At 70.8% G+C, this 22,606-nt stretch carries 19 protein-coding genes and 1 pseudogene; 13 read left to right on the top strand and 7 right to left on the bottom strand.

Annotation, left to right across the window (positions count from 1 at the left end):
* Window positions 1–16: 16 nt before the first annotated feature.
* Window positions 17–619, bottom strand: a complete 603-nt coding sequence (locus ABTZ54_RS16130) for an SACE_7040 family transcriptional regulator (protein ID WP_351663047.1) — start codon at window positions 617–619, stop codon at window positions 17–19.
* Between the two features lie 405 nt (window positions 620–1,024).
* Window positions 1,025–1,150: pseudogene (locus ABTZ54_RS35700) on the bottom strand (hypothetical protein); the annotation flags it as partial.
* Between the two features lie 1,522 nt (window positions 1,151–2,672).
* On the opposite strand from ABTZ54_RS35700, the gene ABTZ54_RS16125 reads away from it, so the two are divergent.
* From ABTZ54_RS16125 to ABTZ54_RS16080, 10 genes are all read left to right on the top strand, one after another.
* A complete protein-coding gene (locus ABTZ54_RS16125; RefSeq protein ID WP_351663001.1) occupies window positions 2,673–4,280 on the top strand; it encodes a carboxyl transferase domain-containing protein in 1,608 nt (535 codons plus the stop codon).
* Window positions 4,281–4,306: 26 nt separating this feature from the next.
* Window positions 4,307–6,259, top strand: a complete 1,953-nt coding sequence (locus tag ABTZ54_RS16120; protein ID WP_351662998.1) for an ATP-binding protein — start codon at window positions 4,307–4,309, stop codon at window positions 6,257–6,259.
* Window positions 6,256–7,191 (top strand): hydroxymethylglutaryl-CoA lyase, encoded by a 936-nt coding sequence (locus ABTZ54_RS16115; RefSeq protein ID WP_351662995.1) that lies wholly within the window; start codon window positions 6,256–6,258, stop codon window positions 7,189–7,191. The genes ABTZ54_RS16120 and ABTZ54_RS16115 overlap by 4 nt, the downstream gene beginning before the upstream one ends.
* Window positions 7,192–7,193: 2 nt before the next feature.
* Complete coding sequence (locus tag ABTZ54_RS16110) at window positions 7,194–8,354, top strand: acyl-CoA dehydrogenase family protein (protein WP_351662993.1); 1,161 nt, start codon at window positions 7,194–7,196, stop codon at window positions 8,352–8,354.
* Window positions 8,355–8,517: 163 nt separating this feature from the next.
* Entirely contained in the window at window positions 8,518–9,573 is a 1,056-nt protein-coding gene (locus ABTZ54_RS16105; RefSeq protein WP_351662990.1) for an ABC transporter substrate-binding protein, read from the top strand.
* 3 nt (window positions 9,574–9,576) lie between these two features.
* The gene (locus ABTZ54_RS16100) at window positions 9,577–10,467 is read left to right on the top strand and encodes a siderophore-interacting protein (RefSeq protein ID WP_351662987.1); all 891 of its coding nucleotides are present in this window, start codon (window positions 9,577–9,579) and stop codon (window positions 10,465–10,467) included.
* 157 nt (window positions 10,468–10,624) lie between these two features.
* Window positions 10,625–12,085 (top strand): pyridoxal phosphate-dependent decarboxylase family protein, encoded by a 1,461-nt coding sequence (locus tag ABTZ54_RS16095; protein ID WP_351662984.1) that lies wholly within the window; start codon window positions 10,625–10,627, stop codon window positions 12,083–12,085.
* Window positions 12,072–13,364 carry a lysine N(6)-hydroxylase/L-ornithine N(5)-oxygenase family protein gene (locus ABTZ54_RS16090; RefSeq protein WP_351662981.1) on the top strand — a complete coding sequence of 431 codons (1,293 nt, stop codon included), beginning with the start codon at window positions 12,072–12,074 and terminating at the stop codon, window positions 13,362–13,364. Before ABTZ54_RS16095 ends, ABTZ54_RS16090 begins: the two co-directional genes overlap by 14 nt.
* Window positions 13,361–13,927, top strand: a complete 567-nt coding sequence (locus ABTZ54_RS16085) for a GNAT family N-acetyltransferase (protein ID WP_351662978.1) — start codon at window positions 13,361–13,363, stop codon at window positions 13,925–13,927. Before ABTZ54_RS16090 ends, ABTZ54_RS16085 begins: the two co-directional genes overlap by 4 nt.
* A complete protein-coding gene (locus ABTZ54_RS16080) occupies window positions 13,924–15,705 on the top strand; it encodes an IucA/IucC family protein (protein ID WP_351662975.1) in 1,782 nt (593 codons plus the stop codon). Before ABTZ54_RS16085 ends, ABTZ54_RS16080 begins: the two co-directional genes overlap by 4 nt.
* A 56-nt stretch (window positions 15,706–15,761) precedes the next feature.
* On the opposite strand, the gene ABTZ54_RS16075 is transcribed toward ABTZ54_RS16080, so the two are convergent.
* From ABTZ54_RS16075 to ABTZ54_RS16060, 4 genes are all read right to left on the bottom strand, one after another.
* Complete coding sequence (locus ABTZ54_RS16075; RefSeq protein ID WP_351662972.1) at window positions 15,762–16,145, bottom strand: hypothetical protein; 384 nt, start codon at window positions 16,143–16,145, stop codon at window positions 15,762–15,764.
* Window positions 16,142–16,648, bottom strand: coding sequence for a JmjC domain-containing protein (locus ABTZ54_RS16070; protein WP_351662969.1), 507 nt, complete (start codon window positions 16,646–16,648; stop codon window positions 16,142–16,144). Before ABTZ54_RS16070 ends, ABTZ54_RS16075 begins: the two co-directional genes overlap by 4 nt.
* Window positions 16,649–16,714: 66 nt before the next feature.
* Window positions 16,715–16,948: a DUF397 domain-containing protein gene (locus ABTZ54_RS16065; RefSeq protein ID WP_351662966.1), complete on the bottom strand. Its 234-nt coding sequence runs from the start codon at window positions 16,946–16,948 to the stop codon at window positions 16,715–16,717.
* A 193-nt stretch (window positions 16,949–17,141) separates the two neighbouring features.
* Entirely contained in the window at window positions 17,142–17,567 is a 426-nt protein-coding gene (locus ABTZ54_RS16060; protein ID WP_351662963.1) for a hypothetical protein, read from the bottom strand.
* 102 nt (window positions 17,568–17,669) lie between these two features.
* On the opposite strand from ABTZ54_RS16060, the gene ABTZ54_RS16055 reads away from it, so the two are divergent.
* Window positions 17,670–18,506, top strand: a complete 837-nt coding sequence (locus tag ABTZ54_RS16055; protein WP_351662960.1) for a helix-turn-helix domain-containing protein — start codon at window positions 17,670–17,672, stop codon at window positions 18,504–18,506.
* 51 nt (window positions 18,507–18,557) lie between these two features.
* Here the strand turns inward: ABTZ54_RS16055 and ABTZ54_RS16050 are convergent, their stop codons facing one another.
* On the bottom strand, window positions 18,558–20,168 hold the full coding sequence (locus ABTZ54_RS16050) for a beta-N-acetylhexosaminidase (RefSeq protein WP_351662957.1): 1,611 nt from the start codon (window positions 20,166–20,168) through the stop codon (window positions 18,558–18,560).
* 193 nt (window positions 20,169–20,361) lie between these two features.
* On the opposite strand from ABTZ54_RS16050, the gene ABTZ54_RS16045 reads away from it, so the two are divergent.
* Both ABTZ54_RS16045 and glmS read left to right on the top strand, forming a co-directional pair.
* Window positions 20,362–20,637, top strand: a complete 276-nt coding sequence (locus ABTZ54_RS16045; RefSeq protein ID WP_351662955.1) for a hypothetical protein — start codon at window positions 20,362–20,364, stop codon at window positions 20,635–20,637.
* 41 nt (window positions 20,638–20,678) lie between these two features.
* Window positions 20,679–22,496, top strand: coding sequence for a glutamine--fructose-6-phosphate transaminase (isomerizing) (glmS, locus tag ABTZ54_RS16040; RefSeq protein ID WP_351662952.1), 1,818 nt, complete (start codon window positions 20,679–20,681; stop codon window positions 22,494–22,496).
* The last annotated feature ends 110 nt before the right edge of the window (window positions 22,497–22,606 follow it).

Below are 22,606 nucleotides of genomic sequence, written 5' to 3'. Positions count from 1 at the left end.
GTGCGGGCCCTGGGGGTCAGGCCCCGGGCGAGCCCAGTGCCCCGAAGGCCCCATGGGCCAGGCTCCGCAGCAGGTTCTCCATGCCGGTGCGCCCCAGCGGCGCGCCCAGGTGAGGGGTCGAGTTGAGGAGGCCGAAGACGGCGTGGACGGAGGCGCGGGCCTCCGGCTCGGCCGCCGCCGGGTACAGGTCGCGGACGACGGCGACCCACAGTTCGACGTACTGCCGCTGAAGCTGCCGGACCCGCTTGCGGTCCTCGTCCTTGAGCCGGTCGAGCTCGCGGTCGTGGAGGGTGATCAGCGGCCGGTCGTCGAGGGCGAAGTCGATGTGCCCGTCGATGAGCGACCCGAGCAGGACACGCGGATCCCCGTCGCCCTCGGCGACCCGCAGCCGCCCGCCGTCGAGCAGCCGCTCGCTGATCCCGACGAGCAGCTCGGCGAGCATGGCGTCCTTGCCGGGGAAGTGCCGGTAGAGCCCGGGCCCGCTGATCCCGACCGCGGCCCCTATCTCGTCCACCCCCACACCGTGGAAACCGCGCTCCGCGAAGAGACGGGCGGCTTCCTTGAGGATCTGCTCGCGTCGGGTGGGCGCGTCGATCCGCGTCGGGCTGGGGCTGGTCATGGATTCGATTCTAAGACTCGGCCCTTTCGCCGCCCGGAGGGCGAGCTGCGGGCTGCGGCCGGCGCGGTGACCGGGCTTTCCGGCGTGGTCGCGGGAGCGCGGCTCATCCGGGGTCGCTCGGTTCCGCCATCCGGCGGTTCGGGGAGCAGAGGTCTCACGGCGTTGTCGTGTGACTGCCACGTAGCCCGGCCGCCGGGGCGGTTTCGAGCTCGGTGTGGTTGACTCCCGCAGCGCTTCTTCCAGCGCTTCCGCATAGGTGATCCGGGCGTGCCTGGAAGCGGTGGTGTCCAGGTACGCGGTCTTCGGATCGTCCGCGTCGGCGAAGCGGACGAAGGCGGCCAGGGCAGCGGAGACGAGGTCGCGTCGGCCGGTCAGGCCGCACGCCGGGCACTCGTGCTCACGAACGTGGAGGGTCTTGCGTACGCGCCCGCCGCACAGGCAGTGCTGGGACAGGGCCGTCGACCAGGTGGAGGCCCGCAGGAGCCTGCCCCCGGCGGCTTCGCACTCGGCCTTGAGGGCCGAGATGAGCATGCCGGGTGTGGTCCGGGACAGGCGCTCGCCCCACAGCCGGTACCAGGTACGGATGTCGCAATCCTCCACGACCAGCACCGGGCCGTGCGAGGCGATGATCTCGCGCGCCACACGACGGGCGCGGTGGCGGCGGTGTTCGGCGATGCCGACAGCGTGCTCGGCCTGACGGGAGCGCCGGGTCCGGTACTTCGCGGAGAGCCGGTCTCGGCGGAACGGCTGCGTCGGCGCCCCACCCGTGCCAGCCACACGAGCACCCCCCGGAACGATCACGGTCTTGGGCATGAGCCCCTTGTCCACGCGGCGGGCGGCTCGCTCGGACTGGCTCCTGGACAGCCCGTACTGTGCGGGGTTCGTCGCCCTGCGGGAGCGCTCCAGAGCACGCGCGCGGCCCCGCCGCTTCTTCGCCTCCGTCCCCAGCCGGGAGCGTTCGGCGTCGGTCAGCGTGATCTCGGTGGAGAGCGGCGTTCCGGCGGTGAGGTCCGCGGGGAAGGAGACGACGGAGAGGTTGGATACGTTGCCGTCCACACCGCCGATCCGGTTCAGGGCGGCTGCCTGGTCACGCATGACCCGTACGGCGGGTGCCGTGTATCCGGAGCCGAGGACCATCAGATGGGCCTCGTACGCCCAGCCACCCGGAGCGGACGTCTTCCGGCGGCGCACGAGGTCGACCTTGTGCCAGCGGCCGGAGTTGCCGAGGAAATGCCGCACGCGTTCCCACTGGCCCGCGCCTTGGGGAATTCGGACGGGGAGCACGAGGCCATCGCTCTTGCTGTCGGGACCGCCGGGAAACACCACGGCGAGCGGTCCGGTGTGGTCCCACCATGTCGCCTTGCGCGTGCCGACCGTGCCGGAGGGCATCGCCTTCCCCGTCGGTACACGCCCCTCGGGCACGACGGGCTTCGGCATCCGTCTGGGTTGCGTCAACGGGTTCCGACCGCCGTCCGTGTACGCCATGGCGTGGCCGTGAAGGGTGCCGACGAGGCGGAAGGTCTCCCACTTGTTCGCGGTGGTGTGGGAGCGGGCGCGGCCGGGGATACGGGTGAAGTCATACAGGCGGCCGGCCTTCGGTCGCCCGAAGCACGTGCCGGTCGCATCGGGGAACAGGTGCCGCTGTACTCCGTTCCACACCTCGTCGGCCATGTGCATCGCCAGGGCCTTCGAAACGTGGTGCTTGAGGTGCCCCGAGGCCTCCAGATGCCGGTAGGCGCAGCGCTCCAGCGCTTCGCGGGACAGGCCGAGGCGCCGTCGTACGACCTTCGCCCCCTGCTCCTCCCGTTCACGGGATGCGGCGCGGTAGGCATCGACCTTGGCGCGGGCATCGCGCTGGACTGCCCTCTTGATCGACCACATCGCGCCGAACAACTTCCCGAGCCGGGCGCGGTCGGCCGGAGCGAACCAGCGCGCCCTCCAGTCGCACACCCGTCACCTCGGGCACGGTTTTGACGATGGACAACCCTGTTAGCGGTCGTTAACCTGTGCGATATACGTTAACGCTCATTAACCGAGCAAGGGAGCTCGACGGATGCAGCAGGCACCTGTGCTGACGAGTGCGGCGGACCCCGCCTCGCCGGCCTGGCAGGCCAACGAGGCGGCCCACCACGAGCTGGCCTCGACGCTCCGCGCCAAGCTGGCCGCGGCCGCGCTCGGTGGCGGGGAGAAGTCCCGCGCCCGGCACACCGCGCGTGGCAAGCTGCTGCCCCGGGACCGCGTGGACACGCTGCTCGACCCGGGCTCGCCCTTCCTGGAGCTGGCCCCGCTCGCGGCGCACGGGATGTACGGCGACCAGGCCCCCGCCGCAGGCGTCATCGCGGGCATCGGCCGGGTGAGCGGCCGCGAGTGCGTGATCGTCGCGAACGACGCGACCGTCAAGGGCGGCACGTACTACCCGATGACGGTGAAGAAGCACCTGCGGGCGCAGGAGGTGGCGCTGGAGAACCGTCTCCCCTGCCTCTATCTGGTGGACTCCGGCGGCGCCTTCCTGCCGATGCAGGACGAGGTCTTCCCGGACCGCGAGCACTTCGGACGGATCTTCTACAACCAGGCCCGGATGTCCGGCGCCGGCATCCCGCAGATCGCGGCGGTCATGGGCTCCTGCACGGCCGGCGGGGCGTACGTCCCGGCGATGAGCGACGAGGCGGTGATCGTCCGGAACCAGGGGACGATCTTCCTCGGCGGCCCGCCCCTGGTGAAGGCCGCGACCGGCGAGGTCGTCACGGCGGAGGAGCTCGGCGGCGGTGAGGTGCACTCCCGGATCTCCGGCGTCACCGACCACCTCGCGGAGGACGACGCGCACGCCCTGCGGATCGTGCGGAACATCGTCGCGACCCTGCCCGAGCGCGGCCCGCTGCCCTGGTCGGTGGAGCCGGCCGAGGAGCCGAAGGTGGACCCGGCGGGGCTGTACGGCGCGGTGCCGGTCGACTCCCGTACCCCGTACGACGTGCGCGAGGTCATCGCCCGGGTCGTGGACGCCTCCCGCTTCCAGGAGTTCAAGGCCGAGTACGGGCAGACGCTGATCACCGGCTTCGCCCGGATCCACGGGCACCCGGTCGGCATCGTGGCCAACAACGGCATCCTGTTCGCCGAGTCCGCCCAGAAGGGCGCGCACTTCATCGAGCTGTGCGACCAGCGCGGGATCCCGCTGGTGTTCCTCCAGAACATCACGGGCTTCATGGTCGGCAAGGCGTACGAGCACGGCGGCATCGCCAAGCACGGCGCCAAGATGGTGACGGCGGTGGCGACCACCCGGGTCCCGAAGCTGACGGTGGTCGTCGGCGGCTCCTTCGGCGCGGGCAACTACTCGATGTGCGGCCGGGCGTACTCCCCGCGCTTCCTGTGGATGTGGCCCAACGCGAAGATCTCCGTGATGGGCGGCGAGCAGGCCGCCTCCGTCCTCGCCACGGTCAAGCGCGACCAGCTCGGCGACGCGTGGAGCGCAGAGGAGGAAGAGGCCTTCAAGGACCCGATCCGCTCGCAGTACGAGACGCAGGGCAGCGCCTACTACGCGACGGCCCGGCTCTGGGACGACGGGGTCATCGACCCCATGGAGACCCGGCAGGTCCTCGGCCTCGCCCTGACCGCCTGTGCCAACGCGCCCCTGGGTGACCCCCAGTTCGGCGTCTTCCGGATGTGAGGGTTCCCCAGGAGATGCAGAGCGAGATGCAGAGCGAGACGCAGCACATGTTCGACACCGTCCTCGTGGCCAACCGGGGCGAGATCGCCGTACGGGTCATCCGCACGCTGCGGGAGATGGGCGTCCGCTCGGTGGCCGTGTACAGCGACGCGGACGCCGACGCCCGGCACGTACGGGAGGCGGACACGGCGGTACGGATCGGTCCGCCGCCGGCCGCCGAGTCGTATCTGTCCGTGCCGGCCCTGCTCGACGCGGCCCGCCGCACCGGCGCGCAGGCCGTCCACCCGGGCTACGGCTTCCTCGCGGAGAACGCCGCCTTCGCGCAGGCGTGCGCGGACGCGGGCCTCGTCTTCATCGGCCCGTCCGCGTCGGCGATCTCGCTGATGGGCGACAAGATCCGGGCGAAGGAGACCGTGAAGGCGGCCGGGGTCCCGGTCGTGCCGGGCGCGGCCGACCCCGACATCGTGGAGGCCGCCCGCGAGCTGGGCGCGCCGGTGCTGCTGAAGCCGAGCGCGGGCGGTGGCGGCAAGGGCATGCGGCTGGTGCGGGACCTGACGGTCCTGGAGGAGGAGATCGCGGCGGCCCGTCGCGAGGCCCGCTCCTCCTTCGGCGACGACACGCTGCTGGTGGAGCGCTGGATCGACCGCCCGCGGCACATCGAGATCCAGGTCCTCGCCGACGCCCACGGCAACGTCGTGCACCTCGGCGAGCGCGAGTGCTCGCTCCAGCGGCGCCACCAGAAGATCATCGAGGAGGCGCCGAGCGTCCTGCTGACGCCGGAGCTGCGGGCGTCGATGGGGGCGGCGGCGGTCGAGGCGGCGCGCTCCTGCGGGTATGTGGGCGCGGGCACGGTCGAGTTCATCGTCCCGGGCGGCGACCCGTCGGCGTACTGCTTCATGGAGATGAACACCCGCCTCCAGGTCGAGCACCCGGTGACCGAGCTGATCACGGGCCTGGACCTGGTGGAGTGGCAGCTGCGGGTCGCGGCGGGCGAGCCGCTGGGCTTCGCGCAGGAGGACGTACGCCTGGACGGCTGGGCGATCGAGGCACGCATCTGCGCCGAGGACCCGGCCCGCGGCTTCCTGCCCTCCGGCGGCACGGTCCTCGCGCTGCACGAGCCGCAGGGCGGCGGGGCGCGGACGGACTCGGGCCTGAGCGAGGGCTCGGAGGTCTCGTCCCTCTACGACCCGATGCTGTCGAAGGTCATCGTCCACGCCCCCGACCGCCCCACGGCCCTCCGCCGCCTCCGCGCGGCCCTCGCCCAGACGGTCACCCTCGGCGTCCCCACCAACGCGGGCTTCCTGCGCCGCCTCCTCGCCCACCCGGACGTGGTGTCGGGCGACCTGGACACGGGTCTGGTGGAGCGGGACGCGGAGAGCCTGGTCGACACGGCGGTCCCGGACGAGGTGTACGCGGCGGCTGCCGCGGTGCGTCTCGCGGGGCTGTCCCCGGCGCCCCGCGACGGCTGGACGGACCCCTTCTCGGTGCCGAGCGGTTGGCGCCTGGGCGGCACCCCGGCCCCGGCGGCCTTCCCGTTGCGAGTAGCGGGACTCGAACCCGTCACCGTCAGCGCGCCCGCGCACACCATGGTGTCGGACCGGTCGGTCACCGTCGCGGTGGACGGGGTGACCCACCACTTCCACCGGGCGGGCGCCTGGCTCGGCCGCGACGGCGACTCCTGGCACGTCATGGATCACGACCCCGTCGCCGCCGCGCTCTCCGGCGCCCGGCACGGCGGGGCGGACACGCTGGCCGCGCCGATGCCGGGGACCGTGACCGTCGTGAAGGTGGCGGTCGGGGACGAGGTGGAGGCCGGGCAGAGTCTGCTGGTGGTGGAGGCGATGAAGATGGAGCACGTCATCTCCGCCCCGCACGCCGGCACCGTCACCGAACTGGACGTCACTCCCGGCACGACCGTCGCCATGGACCAGGTCCTGGCCGTCGTCGCCCCGCGTGAGGAGAAGGAGGAGTCGGCATGAGCGGCCTGCCGATGACCGTGGCCGATCCGGCGCTCCCGGCCCGGGTCAGGATCCATGAAGTGGGGCCCCGGGACGGGCTGCAGAACGAGAAGACGGTCGTCCCGACCGACGTGAAGGCCGAGTTCGTGCGGCGCCTCGCGGCGGCCGGGCTTTCGACCGTCGAGGCGACCAGCTTCGTGCACCCCAAGTGGGTGCCTCAACTGGCGGACGCGGAGGAGCTGTTCCCCCAGATCAGCGCCCTCCCGGTCCGGCTGCCCGTGCTGGTGCCGAACGAGCGCGGCCTGGACCGGGCGCTGGCGCTCGGCGCCCGGCACGTGGCCGTGTTCGCGTCGGCGACCGAGTCCTTCGCCAAGGCCAACCTCAACCGGACCGTGGACGAGGCGCTCGCCATGTTCGAGCCGGTGGTGACCCGGGCGATAGAGCAGGGGCTCACCATCCGCGGCTATCTGTCGATGTGCTTCGGCGACCCCTGGGAGGGCGCCGTCCCGATCGAGCAGGTCGTCCGGGTCACCAAGGCGCTCGCCGAGATGGGCTGCGACGAGCTGAGCCTCGGCGACACGATCGGCGTGGCCACCCCGGGGCACGTCCAGGCACTGCTGACCGCGCTGAACGAGGCAGGCGTGCCCACCTCCCGTATCGCCGTGCACTTCCACGACACCTACGGGCAGGCCCTGTCGAACACGCTCGCCGCGCTCCGGCACGGCGTGACCACGGTCGACGCCTCCGCGGGCGGCCTCGGCGGCTGCCCGTACGCGAAGAGCGCGACCGGCAATCTGGCCACCGAGGACCTCGTGTGGATGCTCGACGGCCTCGGCATCGAGACCGGGGTCGACCTGGCCGCCCTGACCGCCACCAGCGGCTGGATGGCCGAACAACTGGGCCGCCCGAGCCCGTCCCGTACCGTAAGAGCGCTCTCCCACAAGGAGTCCTGAGCATGTCCCTCGACCACCGGCTCTCCGAAGAGCACGAGCAACTCCGCCGCACCGTCGAGGAGTTCGCCCACGACGTCGTCGCCCCGAAGATCGGCGACTTCTACGAGCGGCACGAGTTCCCGTACGAGATCGTCCGCGAGATGGGCCGCATGGGCCTGTTCGGTCTGCCGTTCCCCGAGGAGTACGGCGGGATGGGCGGCGACTACCTGGCCCTCGGCATCGCCCTGGAGGAGCTCGCCCGGGTGGACTCCTCGGTGGCGATCACCCTGGAGGCGGGCGTCTCGCTCGGCGCGATGCCGGTCTTCCGCTTCGGCACCGAGGAGCAGAAGCGCGCGTGGCTGCCGAAGCTGTGCTCCGGCGAGATGCTCGGCGCGTTCGGCCTGACGGAGCCGGGCGCGGGATCGGACGCGGGCGGCACGCGGACGACGGCCGTCCGGGACGGCGACGACTGGGTCATCAACGGCTCGAAGTGCTTCATCACCAACTCCGGTACGGACATCACGGGCCTGGTCACGGTCACGGCGGTCACCGGCCGCAAGGCGGACGGCCGGCCCCTGATCTCCTCGATCATCGTCCCGTCCGGCACGCCCGGCTTCACGGTCGCCGCGCCGTACTCGAAGGTCGGCTGGAACGCCTCGGACACCCGCGAGCTGTCCTTCCAGGACGTGCGCGTCCCGGCGGCGAACCTGCTCGGCGAGGAGGGCCGCGGCTACGCGCAGTTCCTGCGCATCCTGGACGAGGGCCGGGTCGCGATCTCGGCCCTTGCTACGGGTCTGGCGCAGGGCTGTGTGGACGAGTCGGTGAAGTACGCGAAGGAGCGGCAGGCCTTCGGGCGTCCGATCGGCGACAACCAGGCCATCCAGTTCAAGATCGCCGACATGGAGATGCGGGCCCACATGGCTCGCGTCGGCTGGCGCGACGCGGCCTCCCGCCTCGTCCAGGGCGAGCCCTTCAAGAAGGAGGCGGCACTGGCGAAGCTGTACTCCTCGACGGTCGCGGTGGACAACGCCCGCGAGGCGACCCAGATCCACGGCGGCTACGGCTTCATGAACGAGTACCCGGTGGCCCGGATGTGGCGCGACTCGAAGATCCTGGAGATCGGCGAGGGCACCAGCGAGGTCCAGCGGATGCTGATCGCCCGGGAGTTGGGCCTGACCGGCTGAGCCGCGGTCGCCCCCGGAAGCCCGCCGTCCCCCTAGGGGCGGCGGGCTTCCGCGTGTCCGGTCGCACCCCCCGACCCCACCCCTGTTGATCCTGATGAGGTTAGGCTAACCTACCTTCGACTACCCCAGGCCGACCCCGGCTCGTACCGAAAGCGACTTCGCCATGCCCAGCACCGCCCGAGCCACCCTCCTCACCCGCCGCGGCCTGATCGCCGCCGGCGGCGCCCTTGGGCTCGTCGCCACGCTCACCGCCTGCGGTGGCGGCGCCGAGGGCAAGGGTGGCGACGCCCCCGCCAAGGCCGCCGAGAAGTCGGGTCCCTGGAAGTTCACCGACGACCGCGGCACGGTCGTCGAGGCGAAGAGCACGCCCAAGAACATCGTCGCCTTCACCGGAACCGCCGCCGCCCTCAAGGACTTCGGCGTCGAGGTCAAGGGCGTCTTCGGCCCGACCACCGTCAAGGACCCGAAGACCGGCGCCGTGACGCCGGACGTCCAGGCGGGCGACCTCGACATCAACAAGGTCAAGGTCATCGGCAACGTCTGGGGCGAGTTCAAGACCGAGGAGTACCTCAAGCTCCAGCCCGACCTGCTCGTCACGGACATGTGGGAGAAGAACGACCTCTGGTACGTGCCGGCGGAGCAGAAGGACAAGATCGCCAAGATCGCGCCGAGCGTCGCCCTGTGGGCCGCCGACAAGACGATGCCCGAGGTCCTCCAGCGCCACGCCGACCTCGCCGCCTCGCTCGGCGCCGACGTGAACACCGAGCAGATCAAGAAGGACAAGGCCCGCTTCGAGGCCGCCGCCGAGCGCGTCCGCAAGGCCGCCGCCGGCAAGAAGGACATCAAGGTCCTCATCGGCTCCGCCTCGCCGGACCTCTTCTACGTCTCCACCCCGGTCCGCCCGACCGACACGCTCTTCTTCCAGAGCCTCGGCGTCAACATCGTGACGCCCACCAAGCTGGACCAGGGCGGCTGGTTCGAGGGCCTGAGCTGGGAGAACGTCGACAAGTACAAGGCCGACGTCATCCTGCTCGACAACCGCACCTCGGCCCTGCAGCCCGAGGCCCTGAAGTCCAAGCCCACCTGGGCCGCGCTGCCCGCCGTCAAGGCCGGCCAGGTCGTCCCCCGCGTGACCGAGCCCATCTACTCGTACGCCAAGTGCGCCCCGCTCCTGGAGGACCTGGCCAAGGCCCTCGAGAACGCCAAGAAGGTGTCCTGACCCATGACGAACGCCGAGACCGCCCCGTTCCAGTTCTTCAGCCTCCAGGTCGACCGGACGCGGCGGCTCGGCCCGACCCTGGTCCGCGTCACCTTCACCGGTGAGGACCTGAAGGGCTTCGCCGCCGGGGGCCGCGACCAGTCGCTCTCCCTCTTCCTGCCGCACCCGGGACAGGACGCCCCCGTCCTGCCGCCGCTGGACAACCCGGACATGTACGCGATCCTGGGCGCCTGGCGGGCCATGCCCGACTCGGAGCGGGCCGTGATGCGCTCGTACACCGTGCGCGAGCAGCGGCACTCCCCCGTGCCCGAGGTGGACATCGACTTCGCGGTCCACGAGGACGGCGGGCCCGCCTGCCGCTGGGCCCAGCACGCCAAGTCCGGCGACCGGGTGGTCGTGCTCGGACCGGCGGTCGCGGAGAACACCGGGGTGCGCTTCCGGCTCCCCGAGGACGCCGACTCCGTGCTGATCTGGGGCGACGAGACGGCCCTGCCGGCCGCCTCCGCGATCCTGGAGTGGCTGCCGGCCGAGACCCGCGCCCACGTCTACCTCGAAGTCCCGTACTCCGGCGACCGGATGGAGCTGGCGACCGAGGCCGACGCGACCATCACCTGGCTGGTACGGGAGGAGGGCGCGCCGACCGCCGTCGAGGCCGTCGCGGGCGCCGAGCTCCCCGGCGAGGCGCCGTACGTCTGGATCGCGGGCGAGTCCGGCGCGGTGAAGGCGCTGCGCCGCCACTTCGTACGCGAGCGCGGTCTCGACAAGCGCCGGGTCACGTTCGTGGGCTACTGGCGCAAGGGCCTTTCGGAGGACGCCCTGCGCGAGGTGCCGGACGAGACGACGCAGGACGCGGAGCGGGACACGACGCGGGACACGACGCAGGAAGCGGTGTAGCCCCCCGTACGGGGCCTGCCCCCACATACCCCCCACAGGGCCGACGGCCCCTCAACCCTCGCGGGTTGGGGGGCCGTTGTTGTACATGGGGATTAGGTTAGGCTAACCTTACTAAGCCTTGACCGACCGCGTCCCCCACACCCGGAAGGGTCCCCACATGCGTTCCCACCTGCTCAACGACACGACGGCGGAGTCATACCGACGCTCCGTCACCGAAGGAGTGGAGCGGGTGGCGAGGAAACTCGCCACGACGCGCGGCCCGTTCAGCGGTGTCACGCCCGCCGAGCTCGCCCCCGTCGTCGACGCGGTGGACCTCGACCGGCCGCTCGGCGACGCCTCCGCCGCCCTCGACGAGCTGGAGGACGTCTACCTCCGCGACGCGGTGTACTTCCACCACCCGCGCTACCTGGGCCACCTCAACTGCCCGGTGGTCATCCCCGCCGTCCTCGGCGAGGCCGTCCTCTCCGCCGTCAACTCCTCCCTGGACACCTGGGACCAGAGCGCCGGGGGCACCCTGATCGAGCGCCGCCTGATCGACTGGACCACCGGCCGGATCGGCCTCGGACCCGCCGCCGACGGCGTGTTCACCAGCGGCGGCACCCAGTCCAACCTCCAGGCGCTGCTGCTCGCCCGCGAGGAGGCCAAGGCGCCCGCCGGCCTGTCCGGCCCCGCCGACCTGGCGAAACTGCGGATCTTCTCCTCCGAGTGCAGCCACTTCAGCGTCCAGAAGTCGGCCACCCTCCTCGGCCTCGGCGCCGACGCCGTCATCTCCATCCCGGTCGACCGCGACAAGCGGATGCAGTCGGTCGTCCTCGCCGCCGAGCTGGAGGCCTGCCGCGCCGAGGGCCTGGTCCCGATGGCGATCGTCGCCACCGCCGGCACCACCGACTTCGGCTCCATCGACCCGCTGCCCGAGGTCGCCGCCCTGGCCGCCGAGTACGGCGCCTGGATGCACGTGGACGCGGCCTACGGCTGCGGACTGCTCGCCTCCCGCACCCGCCGTGACCTCCTGAACGGCATCGAGTCCGCCGACTCGGTCACCGTCGACTTCCACAAGTCCTTCTTCCAGCCGGTCAGTTCCTCGGCCCTGCTGGTCCGCGACGGCGCCACCCTGCGCCACGCGACCTACCACGCCGACTACCTCAACCCGCGCCGCACGGTCGCGGAGCTGATCCCCAACCAGGTCGACAAGTCCCTCCAGACCACCCGCCGCTTCGACGCGCTCAAGCTGTGGATGACCCTGCGCGTCATGGGCGCCGACGGCATCGGCGAGCTCTTCGACGAGGTCTGCGACCTGGCCCGGGAGGGCTTCGAGCTGCTCGCCGCCGACCCGCGCTACGACGTGGTCGTGCAGCCCAGCCTGTCCACCCTCGTCTACCGCTACATCCCCGAGGCCGTCACCTCGCCCGCCGAGATCGACCGGGCCAACCTCTACGCCCGCAAGGCCCTGTTCGCCTCCGGCGAGGCCGTGGTCGCGGGCACCAAGGTCGACGGCCGCCAGTACCTGAAGTTCACCCTGCTCAACCCCGAGACGACCGTGGCCGACATCGCCGCCGTCCTCGATCTGATAGCCGGCCACGCCGAGCAGTACCTGGGAGAGAACCTTGTCCACGCCTGAGACGCCGCAGACATACGACTTCATCGGCATCGGGCTCGGTCCGTTCAACCTGGGCCTCGCCTGCCTGACCGAGCCGATCGCCGAACTCAACGGCGTGTTCCTGGAGTCCAAGCCCGACTTCGAGTGGCACTCCGGGATGTTCCTGGAGGGCGCGCACCTCCAGACCCCGTTCATGTCGGACCTGGTCACGATGGCCGACCCGACCTCGCCGTACTCCTTCCTCAACTACCTGAAGGAGAAGGGCCGGCTCTACTCCTTCTACATCCGCGAGAACTTCTACCCGCTGCGGACCGAGTACAACGACTACTGCCGCTGGGCCGCCGCCAAGCTGTCGAACGTCCGCTTCTCGACCACCGTCTCCACCGTCTCGTACGACGAGGCGACCGAGGAGTACGTGGTGACCACCGAGTCCGGCGAAACGTTCCGCTCGCGCCGGATCGTGCTCGGCACCGGCACCCCGCCGCACGTCCCCGAGACCTGCGCGGACCTCGGCGGCGACTTCATCCACAACTCGCGCTACCTCCCCAACAAGGAGGCCCTCCAGCGCAAGAAGTCGATCACCCTGGTCGGCAGCGGCCAGAGCGCGGCCGAGATCTACTACGACCTCCTCTCGGAGATCGACGTCCACGGCTACCGCCTCAACTGGGTGACCCGCTCCCCCCGCTTCTTCCCCCTCGAATACACCAAGCTCACCCTGGAGATGACCTCCCCCGAGTACGTGGACTACTTCCACGCGCTCCCCGAGGCGACCCGCTCCCGGCTGGAGACCGCGCAGAAGGGTCTGTTCAAGGGCATCGACGGGGAGCTGGTCGACGCGATCTTCGACCTGCTCTACCAGAAGAACCTGGCAGGCCCCGTCCCCACCCGCCTGCTCACCAACTCCGCGCTGCGCTCGGCCTCGTACGAGAAGACGGGCGAGACCTCCGGGAGCTACACGCTCGGCTTCCACCAGGAGGAGCAGGAGAAGGACTTCACCGTCGAGACCGAGGGCCTGATCCTCGCGACCGGCTACAAGTACGCCGTCCCCGCCTTCCTGGAGCCGGTCCGCGACCGCCTCCGCTGGGACTCCCAGGGCCGCTTCGACGTGGCCCGCAACTACTCGATCGACACGACGGGCCGGGGCGTCTTCCTCCAGAACGCCGCCGTGCACGCGCACTCCGTCACCTCGCCCGACCTGGGCATGGGCGCGTACCGCAACGCGTACATCATCGGCGAGATGCTGGGTGCCGAGTACTACCCCGTCGAGAAGACCATCGCTTTCCAGGAGTTCGCGGTATGACCGTCCAGTCCGCCCAGTCCGTTCAGTCCCTCCAGTCCGTCCAGATACGCCCGCTCGACCCGCTCAAGGACGCCGAGCTGATCCACCCCTGGGTCACCGACCCCAAGGCCGCCTTCTGGATGATGCAGGACGCGAAACTCCAGGACGTCGAGCGCGCCTACATGGAGATCGCGGCCCACCCGCACCACGACGCCTTCATCGGTCTGGTCGACGGCGCGCCCGCCTTCCTCATGGAGCGCTACGACCCGGCGAAGGCCGAACTCGTCGGCCTCTACGAGCCGGAGCCCGGCGACGTCGGCATGCACTTCCTCGTCGCCCCCACCGACACCCCCGTGCACGGCTTCACCCGCCTGGTGATCACCGCCGTGATGCGCGAGCTGTTCGCCGACCCGGCGACCGCCCGCGTGGTCGTCGAGCCGGACGTGCGCAACACGGCCGTGCACGCGCTGAACGCCGCCGTCGGGTTCGTCCCCGACCGCGAGATCGAGAAGCCGGAGAAGACGGCTCTGCTGAGCTTCTGCACCCGCGCGCAGTTCGAGGCCGCCACCGGAGCCACCGCATGAGCACCTTCACCGACCCCGTCGCCCACCTCACCCCCGAGCGCTGGGCGGACGCCAACCGGGCCCTGATCCGCAAGGGTCTCGCCGAGTTCGCCCACGAGCGGCTGCTCGACCCGCAGGAGCTGGGCGAGGGCCGCTACCGGGTGCTGAGCGACGACGGCGGCACCGAGTACCGCTTCACCGCCGACCGGTTCGCCCTGGACCACTGGCAGATCTACCCGGACTCGATCAGCTGCCACGAGGGGAGCGAGCAGCTCCCGCTCGACGCCCTGCGCTTCATCACCGGCCTGCGCACGGCGCTCGGCCTCAGCGACGAGATCCTCCCGGTCTACCTGGAGGAGATCTCCTCCACCCTGGCCGGCACGGCGTACAAGTCGACGAAACCGCAGGTGACGGCCGCGGAGCTGGCTCGCGCGGACTTCCAGGCGATCGAGACCGGGATGACCGAGGGCCACCCCTGCTTCGTCGCCAACAACGGGCGGCTCGGCTTCGGCGTCGACGAGTACCGCGCGTACGCCCCCGAGGCGGCCGCCCCGATCCACCTGGTGTGGCTGGCGGCGCACCGCGACCGCACGGCCTTCACCGCGGGCGCCGGGATCGACTACGAGACCTTCGTACGGGCCGAGCTCGGCGACGGGGCCATCGACGCCTTCGCCGCGACCCTCGCGGCCCGTGGCCTGGACTTCGCCGACTACCTCCTGGTCCCGGTCCACCCGTGGCAGTGGTGGAACAAGCTGTCCGTCACCTTCGCCGCCGAGGTCGCCCAGCAGCGCCTGGTGTACCTGGGCGAGGGCGACGACGCCTACCTGGCGCAGCAGTCCATCCGTACCTTCTTCAACACCGCCGACCCGACGAAGCACTACGTCAAAACGGCCCTCTCCGTCCTCAACATGGGCTTCATGCGCGGCCTTTCCGCCGCCTACATGGAGGCCACCCCGGCCATCAACGACTGGCTGGCCGGCCTGATCGAGGCGGACTCCGTCCTGAAGGCGGCCCGCTTCTCGATCATCCGCGAGCGCGCGGCGGTGGGCTACCGGCACCTGGAGTACGAGGCGGCGACCGACCGCTACTCCCCGTACCGCAAGATGCTCGCCGCCCTGTGGCGCGAGTCCCCGGTGGCCTCCCTCGCCGAGGGCGAGCGCCTCGCGACCATGGCCTCACTCCTCCACGTCGACCACGCGGGGGCGTCCTTCGCGGGCGCCCTGATCAAGGAGTCGGGCCTCACCCCGACCGAGTGGCTGTGCGGCTACCTGGACGCGTACCTGCTCCCGGTCCTGCACTGCTTCTACGCGTACGACCTGGTCTTCATGCCGCACGGCGAGAACGTGATCCTGGTCCTGGACGAGAAGGGCGCGGTCTCGCGCGCGGTGTTCAAGGACATCGCCGAGGAGATCTGCGTCATGGACCCGGACGCGGTCCTGCCGCCGGCGGTGGAGCGGGTCCGCGCCGAGGTCCCGGAGGACATGAAGCTCCTCTCCGTCTTCACGGACGTCTTCGACTGCTTCTTCCGCTTCCTCGGCGCCACGCTGGCCGCCGAGGGCGTCCTGGACGAGGACGACTTCTGGCGCGCGGTGGCCGCCTGCGTGAAGGGCTACCAGTCGGCCAACCCGGCCCTGTCGGACCGCTTCGAGCAGTACGACATGTTCACGGACACCTTCGCCCTCTCGGCCCTCAACCGCCTCCAGCTGCGCAACAACCGCCAGATGGTCGACCTGGCGGACCCGTCGGCAGCCCTCCAGCTCGTCGGCGACCTGGTGAACCCGATAGCCCGGTTCGCCTGACGGACCGGCCCGGGCCCCGGCGGAGTACGGTCCTCCGCCGGGGCCCGCGTCTCTCCCTACTCCCCGTAGGGGCAGCCGTCCCCCTCCCCTCTCGGGCAGGCGACGAGCGCCCGGGAGACGTACTGCCGCGCCTTCGAGTAGTAGCCGAGCACGACGTCACCGCCGGCGGTCAGCAGAAGCGTCTCGCGGACGTACTGCAATCGGTCCCAGACGGGGAAGTGTTCCTGGTCGACGGGCGGATTCTGCGTCAGCTCCCCTTCAACCCAGCCGACGGCCTCCTCGACGCCGGTGCAGGTGACCACGACCTGAGCGGCCGGCCGCCGCAGCCAGTCCTTGATCTCGATCGGCGGATAGTCGGACGGGGCCTCCCCCCGCCGGATCGCGGAGTCGGGATAGGACCGCCCGGTGTAGGCGTAGGCGTGCCAGTGCCGCCGTGTCACGCGCGGGTGGCCTGACGGGCGAGCTCGGCCACGTCGCCGGGTTCCAGCGAGGGCTCGTGCCCCACGGCGTACGGCGAGTGGACGAAGCCGCGCGGCAGCCAGAACACGTCGCCGGGCTCCAGGGTGAAGGTCCGCACCGGAGCGGTGTGGGCAAGGTGGTGCCTCTCCTCCCTCGTGAATCCCCTCTCCAGGAAGTTCCCGTGCTCCGTCATCGGGTTCTCGACGAAGGGCGGATGCAGAGGCCAGGCCTTCCGCCCCGAGAGCTGCACGATCAGAGTGACGTACGGGTCGTAGTGGTACTTGAGCCCCTGCGCGCCCGGCGGGGTCAGGTACGCGTTCACGTGCACCAGGCAGCCGGTCTCGCCCTGGATCTCGCGCCGGAGGACGCTGTCGAGGGACCACAGGTGGGCGAGGGCGCCGGGGGCGCGGTGGAACAGCAGCGGCTCGGTGGGCCAGTTCTTGAGGATCTCCGGGACGTCGTCCACGAGATCGGCCAGCGGCATGGCGGACTCCTTCGGTGGGGAGAGCCGAACGGGACCCGACGCCGGTGGCGCGGGTCCCGTCGTGGACTATTCGGCGGCGCCGATCCTGTCGATCCAGCTCCGCGCGAACGCGGTGATCTCGGCGGCGCTCATGCGCAGTTCACGCCCCGCGCCCTCGGGCTTGCTGTCGCCCAGCGCGTACCCGCCGCCGCGCAGCTCGGCCAGCGTGATGCAGCTCTCCATGTTCCCGTCGTTGTCCGTTCCGCCCCCGCAGAGGGCGGCGAAATCGCCGGACAGCTCCCGCTCGTACAGATCACTCATTACCGTGGTCTCCTGTCTCTGTCTTGCACGTCATCGATGGGGACTGGGTCCCGCCCTCGGTCGGTCTTGCCGGACGTTCACCGAGGGCGGGACATGACCGCTCCCCCGTAACGAGGCAGCGGAGCCGCGGGGCATCGCCTCCGAGGGGGCGCGCAGAAGTGTTCGTGGATCGCCAGTGCTACCGATGCGACCTTCACGGGCGTGTGATCCGCATCTTCGGCGGGTCGTGCGGGTGGTTACGGATCTCGACGACGCAATCCACGGCCGCCGATTCGTCGTGCTGCGGCCCGGTGCCCATGTAGCGGTCGAACCACTCCACGAGATACGCGCACGGGGTGCAGTCCGGTACGGGCACGGGGCGCGGGCGAAGCTCGTGGTCGGCGGAGAGGACGAGCTCCCGTACGGGCGTGGTGAGGATGCGGATGGTCACCCACTCGCCCTCGGTCGGCGCCCGCAGGTTCTCGGGCGCCGCGACCCACTCGGCGCCGCCGCCGGGCGGTCGTACGTAGACGGCGCCGACCCGGGTCCGGGTCACCTGACCGAGCCGCGTCACCGGCCCGCCGGTGTCGGCCACGTAGGCGCCTGCGGTGGGGGTGGGGGAGGTGTGGTGCGGGGGCACACTGACTCCTGTCCGTAGTGAGGTCGCTACCAGGAGGCGTCAGCGTGGCCTAGGGTCGGGGATCCTTCAACTGGTCAACTCGCCGGACAAGAAGGAAGAGTTGTGGTCAACCGCAAGACGTTGACGCCCGAAAGCAGTCCGCGGGCCGCGTTCGGCGCCCATCTGCGCAGGCAGCGCGAGTTGCACGGCTGGAGTCAGGAGACTCTGGCGGTGCGCATGGCGTGCTCCGGTCAGCACATTTCGGCCGTGGAGACGGGACGCAAGCCGCCGACCCTTCCTTTCTCCCGAAGGGCTGACCAGGTCTTCGGGACCGCCGGAACAGCGGAGTCGTTCGAGCGCGAGTGGCACGAGATGCGGCGCGGCAGCCTGTTGGAAGGATTCCCGGAATACGTCGGATACGAGAAGCGGGCCACCGAGATCCGGCTCTTCGAGATCGGGATCGTTCCGGGCCTTCTACAGACCCCGGAGTACACCCGCGCGGTCAACATGGTGGATGTACGGCGCGGCCTGGTCACACGGCAGCAGGCCGAGGAGCGCATCGCGTTCGTCGCCGAGCGGCAAGCGACGCTGGCGCGGCAAGCGCCCCTGATGCTCGTGGTGCTGGACGAGAGCTGCATCCGTCGCCAGGTCGGCGAGGCAGCTGTCATGGACGCCCAGCTCCAGCATCTGATCGACTTCGCCGGGAGCCACCGCACCATGCTTCAGGTGGCCCCGTTCTCGGCCGGAGAGCTCCTGCCGTTCACTCGCCAGGTCAGTCTGCCCACCCTGGCGGACCGGTCCGTGATCGCCTACACCGAATCCCATCTGCGGGGGTTCGTGGAGCGGGAGAGCGGTCCCGTGCGCGCCCTCCTCATGCGGTTCCTGCAGCTGCAGTCCGTATCCCTCTCGCAGGCGGATTCCGTGGCGTTGATCCGAAGTGCGCGGCAGCGCGCCGTCTGACCGCCGCGCGCGTGGGGGCGACGCGGACCCGCCCCCACACACATCAGGCGGCTACGCCGCCCACGGCACCTGCGGCGACCGGTAATAGTCGATGCCCATGGCCGTCAGCCGCGGCCCCTGCTGCGCGAGCCGCAGTCGGTACGCCTCCCAGTCGTGGGTCGACGCCGGGGACCAGCCCAGTTCCGCGATGCCCGGCAGTCGGGGGAAGGCCATCTGGTCGATGTGAGTGGACTCCGAGATCGTCTCGGTCCACAGCGGCGCCTCGACGCCCGCTACCGCCGACTCGGGCAGGCCCGGCAGGAGCGTGGCCGGGTTCCAGTCGTACGAGCGCTGGATCTCCACGTAGCCGGCCCAGGACAGGCCCAGCTTGGTCTCCTTCGTGTACTTCATGTCGAGGTACGCGCGGTCGGCGGGCGACAGGATGATGCCGGTTCCGGCCCGGCCGGCCGCCGCTACCTGCGCCTTCTCCGCCGCCGAGCTGCGGTCCAGGCCCCAGTACTGGGCGAGCGCGCCCTCGGCGGGCCGCGCGCCGGTCAGCTGGTGCCAGCCGATGACGGTCTTGCCGTACTTGACGACGAGCGGCTGCACCCGGTCCATGAAGGCCACATAGTCCGCGTGGCTCGTGGAGTGCGCCTCGTCGCCGCCGATGTGGAGGTAGCGGCCGGGGGTGAGCGCGGCCAGTTCGCCGAGGACGTCGTCGACGAAGTCGTACGTGATCTCCTTCGGTACGCAGAGGGAGCTGAAGCCGACGCTCGTGCCCGTGTAGAGGGGCGGGGCGACGCCGTCACAGTTGAGGTCGGCGTACGAGGCCAGGGCCGCGTTGGTGTGGCCGGGGAGGTCGATCTCGGGGACGACGTCCTGGTAGCGGGAGGCGGCGTAGCGGACGATCTCCCGGTAGTCGTCCTTGGTGTAGTAGCCGCCGGGGCCGCCGCCGACCTGCGTCGAGCCGCCGTAGGTCGCGAGGCGGGGCCAGGAGTCGATGGCGATGCGCCAGCCCTGGTCGTCGCTGAGGTGCAGGTGCAGCTTGTTGATCTTGTAGAGGGCGAGCTGGTCGATATAGCGCTTGACCTGGTCGACGGTGAAGAAGTGGCGGGACACGTCGAGCATGGCGCCCCGGTAGGCGTAGCGCGGGGTGTCGGTGACGGTGCCGCCGGCGATCTTCCAGGGGCCGGTCTGGACGGTCCGCTTCTCGACGGCGGCGGGCAGCTGCTGGCGGAGTGTCTGGACGCCCCGGAAAAGGCCGGCGGGGCGGTACGCGGTGAGGGTGACGCCCGCGCGGCCGGAGCGCAGCTCGTACCCCTCCTCGCCCAGATCGGAGGCGCTCGGGGCGAGCCGGAGCAGGATGCCGCCGCGCGGCGCGTCGTCGTCGACGACGGGCAGCGGGTAGCCGGTGGAGGGGCGGAGGAGTCCGGCGAGGTAGCGGCCGATGGCGCGGGTCTCCCGGCCACCGCCGCTGTCGCCACCGTCCACGCGGACGACAGTCGTCCGGGTCAGCGTGTACGGGTCGCCCCCGGGGGTGACGGAGGCGGGCGCGGGGACGATCGCGCCGAGCGGGCGGACCGGGTCGGGCGTCGGGGCGGCGCCGGCGCCGACGGTGGAGAGGCCGGCGGCCAGCAGGAGGAGTGAGCCGAGGAGTCGCGGAAACGTTCTGCGCTGTCTCACGGGCGGATCCCTTTCGACGGGCGTACGACGGCGAGCGGTGCGTATCCGAACTGTCACCATGCGTACCCCGACACCTCAGGAGCGGTCAAGGTGTAGACCAATTAGCCCGTTCGGCCGCGTGATCATGACCCCTGTTGCCCGATATCGGGCAGGATTCTTGCAATGCCCCTCGGGTACCCCTCAGTATTCACGGGTGCTCGAACGCCGCCCGTCGCACGACGACCTCATCGACCATCTGGTCCGCTCCACCGCGCTCCAGCGCGGTGAGGCCGCCCGGGTGGTGCTCGACGTGCTGGCGTACTTCGACGAGTCGACCGAGGACTTCGTCCGGCGCCGCCACCGCGAGCTGCAGTCCGGCGGCTCCGTCAACGCCGAGATCTTCGAGCGGATCGCGGGCGAGCTCCCGCACCGCGCGGTGGCGCCACCGGAGCTCTCCCTCCGGCAGCTGCGCCGCATCGTCTACGGCTGAGACGGCCGAGCACATCCACTGACCTTGGAGGATCAACACCTGTGTGTGGAATCGTCGGTTACATCGGCAGGCGTGACGTGGCCCCCCTGCTGCTCGAAGGACTGCAGCGCCTGGAGTACCGGGGTTACGACTCCGCCGGCATCGTCGTCACCAGCCCGAAGGCCGCCGGCCTGAAGATGGTCAAGGCGAAGGGCCGGGTCCGTGACCTGGAGGCCCGTGTCCCCAAGCGCTTCGCGGGCACCACCGGCATCGCCCACACCCGCTGGGCCACCCACGGCGCCCCGAGCGACGTCAACGCGCACCCGCACCTCGACGCCGAGAACAAGGTCGCCGTCGTCCACAACGGCATCGTCGACAACGCCGCCGAGCTGCGCGTCAAGCTGGAGGCCGAGGGCGTCGTCTTCGTCTCCGAGACCGACACCGAGGTCATCGTCCACCTGATCGCCCGCTCCCAGGCCGACTCCCTGGAGGAGAAGGTCCGCGAGGCGCTCAAGCACATCGAGGGCACCTACGGCATCGCCGTGATGCACGCCGACTTCAACGACCGCATCGTGGTGGCCCGCAACGGCTCCCCGGTCGTCCTCGGCATCGGCGAGAAGGAGATGTTCGTCGCCTCCGACGTCGCCGCCCTGGTCGCCCACACCCGCCAGGTCGTCACCCTCGACGACGGCGAGATGGCCACCCTGAAGGCCGACGACTTCCGTACGTACACGACGACGGGCGCGTCCACCACCGCCACCCCGGAGACCGTGGAGTGGGAGGCCGCCTCGTACGACATGGGCGGCCACGACACGTACATGCACAAGGAGATCTCCGAGCAGCCCGACGCGGTCGACCGCGTGCTGCGCGGCCGGATCGACGACCGCTTCTCCACCGTGCACCTCGGCGGCCTGAACCTGGACGCCCGCGAGGCCCGCTCCATCCGCCGGATCAAGATCCTCGGCTGCGGCACCTCGTACCACGCGGGTCTGATCGGCGCCTCGCTCATCGAGGGCATGGCCCGCATCCCCGCCGACGCCGAGCCCGCCTCCGAGTTCCGCTACCGCAACCCGGTCGTGGACCCCGACACCCTGTACATCGCGGTCTCCCAGTCCGGCGAGACCTACGACGTGCTGGCCGCCGTCCAGGAGCTCAAGCGCAAGGGCGCCCGGGTCCTCGGCGTCGTCAACGTGGTCGGCTCCGCCATCGCCCGCGAGGCCGACGGCGGCGTGTACGTGCACGCGGGCCCCGAGGTCTGCGTCGTCTCCACCAAGTGCTTCACCAACACGGTGGTCGCCTTCGCGCTGCTCGCCCTGCACCTCGGCCGCATCCGCGACCTGTCCGTCACCGACGGCAAGCGGATCATCGAGGGCCTGCGCAGGCTGCCCGGCCAGATCGAGGAGATCCTCAAGAGCGAGGACGAGATCAAGAAGCTGGCCAAGGAGTACGCGGGCGCCGAGTCGATGATGTTCATCGGCCGGGTCCGGGGCTACCCGGTCGCCCTGGAGGCCTCCCTCAAGCTGAAGGAGATCTCCTACATCCACGCCGAGGCGTACCCCGCCTCGGAGCTCAAGCACGGCCCGCTCGCCCTCATCGAGCCGGCCCTGCCGACGGTCGCCATCGTCCCCGACGACGACCTCCTGGAGAAGAACCGCGCCGCCCTGGAGGAGATCAAGGCCCGCAGCGGCCGGATCCTCGCGGTCGCGCACCAGGTCCAGGAGAAGGCCGACCACACCATCGTCGTGCCGAAGAACGAGGACGAGCTCGACCCCATCCTGATGGGCATCCCGCTCCAGCTCCTCGCCTACCACACGGCGCTCGCCATGGGCCGCGACATCGACAAGCCGCGCAACCTGGCCAAGTCCGTCACGGTCGAGTAGCGGCGCCCCGGGCCTGTCCCCCGGAGCCCCGCACCTCGTGGGCCTGTCCCCCACGAGGCTCGGCCGGACACCACAGCGGTCCCCGTGCATCCCAGGTGCACGGGGACCGC

It is taken from the genome of Streptomyces sp. NPDC094032 (assembly GCF_040303965.1).
Taxonomy (GTDB): Bacteria; Actinomycetota; Actinomycetes; order Streptomycetales; family Streptomycetaceae; genus Streptomyces.
This window is presented reverse-complemented; position numbering and strand designations above follow the sequence as displayed.